Below are 6,849 nucleotides of genomic sequence, written 5' to 3'. Positions count from 1 at the left end.
ACAAAGCCGCGAATAGCCTGACTGTCGTAAACCGCATCTTCTGTGCCTTCGTCCGAAAGACCAAAGCACTGCTGCACAACGTACAAGCGAAGCATGCGTGGCAAACCAATGCTGGGACGCCCTCGCTTGCCCGTGTTGTCTGCATAGAAGGGGGCAATCTGAGCTTCAAGCAAGGTCCAAGGCGTGAGCTGCTCAAGATCGCTGAGAAATCGATCGCGGCGTGTCAGCTTTTTCTTGCCGGCATATTCGGCTTCGGAAAAGGTTTTTTGCATGCGGCTGACTCAGGCGATGGGCTTCCCGCGATTGTGCCAGCCAAGAGAGCTGCTGAGGAATAAATCAGCGTTTCCTTAGATTCTTAGTGGAAAAGCTTCATTCAAGGCATAAGCAAGCTTTGCTAAGATCGCCGCACTAAAACGATTAGCCTAAATTCCAAGGACACCCATGTCGCAGACTCTGCCTGATATCGACGCCTTGCGCGCCGAACTGACCGACCAAGCCCCGCAAACCATCATCAAGCGCGCGCTGGAATTGTTCGATGACCAGCTGTGGCTGTCCTTCTCGGGCGCCGAAGATGTGGTGCTGCTGGACATGGCATGGAAGATCAACCCCAAGGTAAAAGTCTTCACCTTAGACACCGGCCGCCTGCACCCCGAGACGTACCAGTTTCTGGAAAAAGTGCGCGAGCATTACCAGATCGAACTGGAAGTGCTCTACCCCGAGGCCGCCGCCGTGGAGGCCTTGGTAAAACAAAAAGGCTTGTTCAGCTTTTATAAAGACGGCCATCAAGAATGCTGCGGCGTGCGCAAGATCGCCCCGCTCAAGCGCAAACTGAGCACCGTGCGCGCATGGGCCACCGGCCAGCGTAAAGACCAAAGCCCCGGCACCCGCAGCCAAGTGGCGGTGGTCGAACTCGACGGCAGCTTCGGCAGCGCCGAGCGCCCGCTGTACAAGTTCAACCCGCTGGCGAACATGAGCAGCGAAGAGGTTTGGGGTTATATCCGCATGCTCGAGTTGCCCTACAACAGCCTGCACGAGCGCGGTTTTATCAGCATCGGCTGCGAGCCGTGCACCCGCGCCGTGCTACCCAACCAGCACGAGCGCGAAGGCCGCTGGTGGTGGGAAGAAGCCACGCATAAAGAGTGTGGCTTGCACGCCGGCAACATTATTTCCAAAGCCTAATCGGCCAGCGTCAGCGCAGTGACCAAGGGCGACTTTCAAGTCGCCCTTGGTCGTTTATGTTTTCACTACCATCCACGCCGCCTGCGCCAGCAAAGGTCGGCATTGCTCCAGCGGCGTTTGCACGCGGCCAGCCAACCAGTGGCGCATGTAGTCTTGTGTGGGGCCAATCAACAGTGCAGTAAACACATCGCGCGGCAATTCGCGCAGCAAGCCCTGCTCGCGGTACATCTTGAGCTGCCGCTCAATCCACAAGAAATGCTCGCGGTTGTGCTGGCGCAGCGTGTCACCCTGCTCCCCTGCCTCAACCCGCCCCCGGCAGTGCAACAGAAAACGCGCCCAGTCAGGGTTTTGCCCAACCCAGTCGATATAGCTGCCCACTAAGGTTTCTACCGCGCTTTGCGCACCATCGACGTGCTGCCAAGCATCTTGCAGAAAGCCGTGATAGGCCTCGGTGCCTGCCACATACAGCGCCGCGAGAATGCGCTCTTTATTGCCGAAATGGTGGTACAGACTACCGATGCTCGCGCCGGAGCGGTCGCGAATCATTTCAATGGTGGTGGCTTCAACGCCGTGCTCACTAAAGCACGCCAGCGCGGCCTCTAGGATGCTGTCTTTACGCGATGCGCGTGGCATACGCCCTCACAAATAGAATATTTTTCTAGAATTAAATTCTAGCTTGATTATACTGACTCGGCGCGCAACTTCCTCAAATAACTGCGAGAACCGTTATGAGTCAGATGTTACAGATGTTCCAGAGCGCTGGCAGCGCCGCCTTTAGCGGCATGATTGGTCAAGTCGCCCCGTATTTCGGCAGCATCGCGGCGCAAGTCATTGAGCTGCGCCCTACCTTTGCCGAAGTGCACTTCCCTAAGCGCCGCGAAGTGTGTAACCACATCGGCACCGTACACGCGATTGCGCTGTGTAACGGCGCGGAACTCGCCGCCGGCACCATGACCGATGCGTCTATCAGCCAAGGCCAGCGTTGGATTCCGCGCGGCATGACGGTGGAATACACCGCCAAAGCCGATGGCGACGTGAAAGTCATCGCCGACGGCAGCAGTCTGCCGTGGGGCGAAACCGGCGACTTTAAAGTGCCGGTCACGGCCTATGTGGGCGATAAAGTGGTGCTGCGTGGCGAAATCACCATGTATGTGAGCGAAGCGTAAGCAGCGCGCCGTCACGCAATAAAAAAGGGCATCGCTGGGATGCCCTTTTCTCTAGATAACTTGCTGTAGTTTAAGCACCGTCGCCGGCTTAGCCCTGAACGCCGCATTACCGGCATCGGCGGCCTGCATATGCGCACTGTTTTCATGGGCAGTCAGCGCTGCTTCGCTAGCCCAACGCTCGACGATGACAAACTTGTGGTCATCCTCTGCATCAGCCAATAGCTCGTAACGCAGACAGCCGGGCTCAGCTAACACCTGCGGTTCTAGACGCGCAAAGGCCTCTAACTGCGCCTGTCGCTTACCCGGTTGTACGTCGATAAACACCAATAGATCGATAGCTTGCATAGCAGCCTCCTTGCTTTGTGGGTTCTATCGCTGAGTCAGTGCCAAATCGCCCATAGCGCGATCAATGCTCAGCCAGCTGGATAATGTCTGGCGCAGCCGTGCCAAACAAGATGCTGAGCATGTGCTCCTGCCTACGTCGCCCGCGCTGCGTCAGCCACGCCTTGCCGCCCGGCAACACACGTACAGTGCTGTGCAAAAGGAAATTAACCGGCGCAAACAGCAGCGGATACCACGGCAGCACCCAGCGAGATAAACCCAAAGCCCGCATACCTTTAGCGCCGACAAACAGGCGAATAATGCTCAGGTGTACCTGTTTATCCCAATGGCTGCGCAACCACTGAAACTCGCCGTAATAGCGCTGCAAAGGCTCATCCGCCAGCGCCTGCGCCAGTTGCACTGTGGTCTCGTCGGCCTGCGCTTGGCTTAGCAGGTTGCGGTACAGGGCAATCCGCCCTGCGTACTCCGAGGCACACAAATGCTTTTCATCGACACCCATCAACCAACCGATATAGCGCCAAAGCTGCATCACATCGGCGGCTTCGGCTTTGGATACCGGCACACCGAGTACCCGCTGGCCGATCAAGAACATGACCGAGAACGCCAGCCACGTGACTTGCATATCCAACTGGTTCACCGGCAGGCCAAGATACGCCGTATCCCAATCGTCACGCTGGCTTAAGTTGGCGCGCACTAAGGCATGAATGACGCGCACTTTTAGCGTGGTGTTAAAGCCTGTGTGGCCCGGCAGCACGCCGCCTTCAGCGGTGCAATCCATCCACCATTTGGTGGTTTCTGCCACGCGGCGCTGGGCGCCCTTTTCCAGCGCGCCGGTTTTCACCAAGGTTTGATTGATGGCGCTGGCTTGATAGCCGGCCATCAAACCGAAGTCGCGCAGTACGCGCATGCCGGTTTTACCGGAGCGAGCGATCACCGCAGCGCCGCGACGTAACGCCGGCTCATCGACCCAGTCAGGCGTCTGTGCGCAGCGAGCAAACAACGCGCGCACCGCACTATTATGCGGCAACTCGTGCCAGTGCCCGGCTGTGGCCCGTTGCATTTCGCCCCAACCGGCGCGGTGGCCCACATGCTGAAAATACCTCACCACGTCATCGGCTAACGGGTCGCCCTCAAGCAGCGCTTGGCCTAGTCGGGTCCATTCGGCATCACTGGGTTCGGCGTCTTGCTGGCGCACCAGCCACAACAGAGGTGCCGCAATGCGCCGGGCGATGGGTAAGTCTTTGCCGTGTCGTGCGGGGTAAGAGTGGCTCATGCTGCATCCTCATTGGTACTTATAAGTACCAACGCTAGAGCGACACATTGGTACGGTCAAGTACCCAATGCTATGCTGCGGGCAAATAACCTGAGCAGCCAACATGGTTCAAGCCGCTACCGATCACCGCGAACGCCTGCTCGCAGGCCTGACAGACAGCTTGGCAAATAAGCCATACCGCGAAGTAACACTGAGCGATATCACCGCCGCCGCCCGCGTGTCGCGACGCACGTTTTATCAACACTTTGCCAATCAAGATGACTGCCTGTTGGCGCTCACCGCCGACACCAGCACGAAGATGATGCACACACTGCTCAGCGCCGTGCAGCAGGCCGCAGACTGGTCAACCACCGTGCAGCAGGTCACCCACGCTTACTTAAACGTGATTCAGGCGCAGCCGGCGCTTATGAAGGCGCTGTATATCGAAACCGCCACTCTGGGGCTTGAAGGCTTGCAGGTGCGGCGGCGCATTGCCGAAACCTTTGCGGCGTTTTTGCAGCAACAGGTGGAGCACAGGCGTCAGCTAGGGGAAAAGATTCGCCCGATTAGTCAGGCCTGCGCCGTGGCCATTGTGGCGGGCATCAATGAGTTGATTCTGCACTATCTGATCGACGACCATGCCAGCGCCTTGCTGGAGCTGGCTCCGGTCGCCTGCGACATCATCAACCGCTTTGTGGCGCCAGAGACGTGCGCTTGATGATGCCGCCGTGTTGGCTAACGATTAACGCAGCTTAACCAAGGTGCGCCCGGTGGCTTGCCCGGCCAGAATCTGCTCGATGGCAGCGGGCAGTTCGTGCAGAGAGACCTCACGCACCAAGGCCGACAGATCGAGTTTCCACTGCAGCGACAGCTTATCCCACATAGAGGCTTTGACCACCAGCGGCAGCTCGACCGAGTCGACACCCAGCAGGTTTACCCCGCGCAAGATGAACGGAAACACGTTGGCATTAAAGTTAGTACCGGCGGTTAAGCCGCAGCACGCCACGCTACCACCGTATTTCAGCGACTTGACCACGTTAAACAGCAGCTCACCGCCGACAGTATCCACCGCAGCGGCCCACTGCTCTTTGAGCATGGGCTTATTGGCATTAGCGGCTAACTCGGCACGGCTAATCACCGCACTGGCGCCGAGGCTTAACAGCAGCTCGTGCTCGGCCTCTTTGCCGGTAGCCGCGACCACCTCATAGCCCAGCTGCGCCAGCAGCTTAACCGCCACGCTGCCCACGCCGCCGGTGGCACCGGTGACCAGCACAGGGCCTTGGCCGGGCTCGACACCGGCTTTTTCTAACTTATCGACGCACAGCGCGGCGGTTAAACCCGCGGTACCCAGCACCATGGCTTCGCGCAGGCTCAGGCCTTGCGGGCGCTTGAGCAGCCATGCCGCCGGCACGCGAATCTGCTGAGCAAAGCCACCGCAGGTGTTCATGCCTAAGTCGTAGCCGGTGCAGATTACTTCATCGCCGGGGTTAAATTCCGCCACGCTGGACTCCAGCACAGTGCCCGCTGCGTCGATGCCGGGGGTGTGCGGGTAGTTGCGCGTCACGCCTTTGTTGCCACTGGCCGATAGAGCGTCTTTGTAGTTCAGCGACGAGTAGCTGACCTGCACCAGCACTTCGCCAGCGGGCAGTGCACTGCTGTCACGCTCGGTGATTTCAATCGTGGTGCCGCCTTCGCTGTTTTCTGTTACCCACAGGGCTTTAAACGCGCTCATCGATAAACTCCTTAAGACCAGTAACGCTGTTGCAAGCGTGAAACCCAGTTAAGCATAAAGCGATCGAGCGCTACGGCCGCACCTAGACCAAAGCGCTCTTGCAAAGATTTCTTTTCCACGTAACGCAGCTGAAATACATCGCCTTCTTTGGCGCGACGGGTGAGGTATTCGTCGCTGGTCATCACTTCATCCACCAACTGCTGCGACACCGCCACTTGGCCCAGCCAGACTTCGCCGGTGGCCACTTGGTCGATCTTCACTTGCGGGCGGTATTGGCTAATAAAGCTCTTGAACTGCTCGTGGGTGTCTTCCAAGTCTTGTTGGAATTTCTCTTTGCCTTTGTCGTTGTTTTCGCCAAATACGGTCACAGTGCGTTTGAATTCGCCGGCGGTGAACACGTCGTAATCGATGTCGTGTTTTTTCAGCAGACGGTGCAGGTTAGGCACCTGGGCGACCACGCCAATGCTGCCGATCATGGCAAACGGCGCGGCGAGAATACGCTGCCCCAAACAGGCCATCATGTAACCGCCGCTAGCAGCGACTTTATCCACGCAGATGGTCAGCGGCACACCGGCCGAGCGAATGCGCGCCAGCTGCGAAGCGGCCAAACCATAGCCATGCACCATGCCGCCGGGGCTTTCTAGGCGCAGAACAATTTCATCTTCGCTGCGCGCTAAGCTCAGTACCGCGCTGACTTCATGGCGCAGCTGATCAACGGCCGAGGCCTTAATGTCGCCATCGAAGTCCAGCACATAGGTGCGCGACTTGACCTCATCCACCTCGCCTTTTTTCGCGGCTTTCTTGCGCGCCTTTTCTGCTTTGGCTTCCGCTTTGCGCTCGGCCTTTAGCTCGGCTTTATCGACCACCTGCTCTTTAAGCTCATCGCGCAGGTCGTCGTAAAAGTCATTCAGCTTACTGACCTGCAAACTGCCCTGTTCACGCCCACGCATGCGCAGCGCCGCCGCCATGCTGAGCACCACGATAATAGCGATCACCACGGTCACGGTTTTGGCCAAGAAGCCGGCGTATTCAATCAAGTGCTCCACGAACGTCCCCTTTCTAAACACTGTGCTTGAGCAAACGCCCGAGGATACCCATGCCGGCTGGCTAGCTCCAGCACTATGCCCAGCAAGACAACCCCGAGCCTGCTGAATAGGCCTGTATTTGCGTTCAAACAA

9 protein-coding genes are annotated in these 6,849 nt (G+C 58.0%); 3 read left to right on the top strand and 6 right to left on the bottom strand.

The genetic code is table 11. The annotated features are described in order from the left end of the window. The coding region (locus BMX80_RS12395) for a transposase (protein ID WP_139214114.1) at positions 1–272 on the bottom strand (272 nt) is incomplete at its 3' end. Positions 273–441: 169 nt separating this feature from the next. Here BMX80_RS12395 and BMX80_RS12390 point away from each other — a divergent pair. Beyond that, positions 442–1,179, top strand: a complete 738-nt coding sequence (locus BMX80_RS12390) for a phosphoadenylyl-sulfate reductase (protein WP_074868949.1) — start codon at positions 442–444, stop codon at positions 1,177–1,179. 54 nt (positions 1,180–1,233) lie between these two features. Here the strand turns inward: BMX80_RS12390 and BMX80_RS12385 are convergent, their stop codons facing one another. Next, entirely contained in the window at positions 1,234–1,812 is a 579-nt protein-coding gene (locus tag BMX80_RS12385) for a TetR/AcrR family transcriptional regulator (protein ID WP_074868946.1), read from the bottom strand. A 95-nt stretch (positions 1,813–1,907) separates the two neighbouring features. Here BMX80_RS12385 and BMX80_RS12380 point away from each other — a divergent pair, with 95 nt between their 5' ends. Further along, positions 1,908–2,345, top strand: a complete 438-nt coding sequence (locus tag BMX80_RS12380) for a hotdog fold domain-containing protein (protein ID WP_074868943.1) — start codon at positions 1,908–1,910, stop codon at positions 2,343–2,345. 51 nt (positions 2,346–2,396) lie between these two features. On the opposite strand, the gene BMX80_RS12375 is transcribed toward BMX80_RS12380, so the two are convergent. Then, positions 2,397–2,690: a putative quinol monooxygenase gene (locus tag BMX80_RS12375; RefSeq protein ID WP_074868941.1), complete on the bottom strand. Its 294-nt coding sequence runs from the start codon at positions 2,688–2,690 to the stop codon at positions 2,397–2,399. A gap of 61 nt (positions 2,691–2,751) precedes the next feature. Next, on the bottom strand, positions 2,752–3,960 hold the full coding sequence (locus BMX80_RS12370) for an oxygenase MpaB family protein (RefSeq protein WP_083394321.1): 1,209 nt from the start codon (positions 3,958–3,960) through the stop codon (positions 2,752–2,754). Between the two features lie 103 nt (positions 3,961–4,063). Here BMX80_RS12370 and BMX80_RS12365 point away from each other — a divergent pair, with 103 nt between their 5' ends. Then, the gene (locus tag BMX80_RS12365) at positions 4,064–4,657 is read left to right on the top strand and encodes a TetR/AcrR family transcriptional regulator (RefSeq protein WP_074868937.1); all 594 of its coding nucleotides are present in this window, start codon (positions 4,064–4,066) and stop codon (positions 4,655–4,657) included. Positions 4,658–4,681: 24 nt separating this feature from the next. Here the strand turns inward: BMX80_RS12365 and BMX80_RS12360 are convergent, their stop codons facing one another. Further along, positions 4,682–5,671 carry a YhdH/YhfP family quinone oxidoreductase gene (locus tag BMX80_RS12360; RefSeq protein WP_074868932.1) on the bottom strand — a complete coding sequence of 330 codons (990 nt, stop codon included), beginning with the start codon at positions 5,669–5,671 and terminating at the stop codon, positions 4,682–4,684. A gap of 11 nt (positions 5,672–5,682) precedes the next feature. Next, complete coding sequence (sohB, locus tag BMX80_RS12355; RefSeq protein ID WP_071871373.1) at positions 5,683–6,717, bottom strand: protease SohB; 1,035 nt, start codon at positions 6,715–6,717, stop codon at positions 5,683–5,685. Positions 6,718–6,849: the final 132 nt, after the last annotated feature.

Source organism: Atopomonas hussainii (assembly GCF_900109735.1).
GTDB classification, from domain to species: domain Bacteria; phylum Pseudomonadota; class Gammaproteobacteria; order Pseudomonadales; family Pseudomonadaceae; genus Atopomonas; species Atopomonas hussainii.
This window is presented reverse-complemented; position numbering and strand designations above follow the sequence as displayed.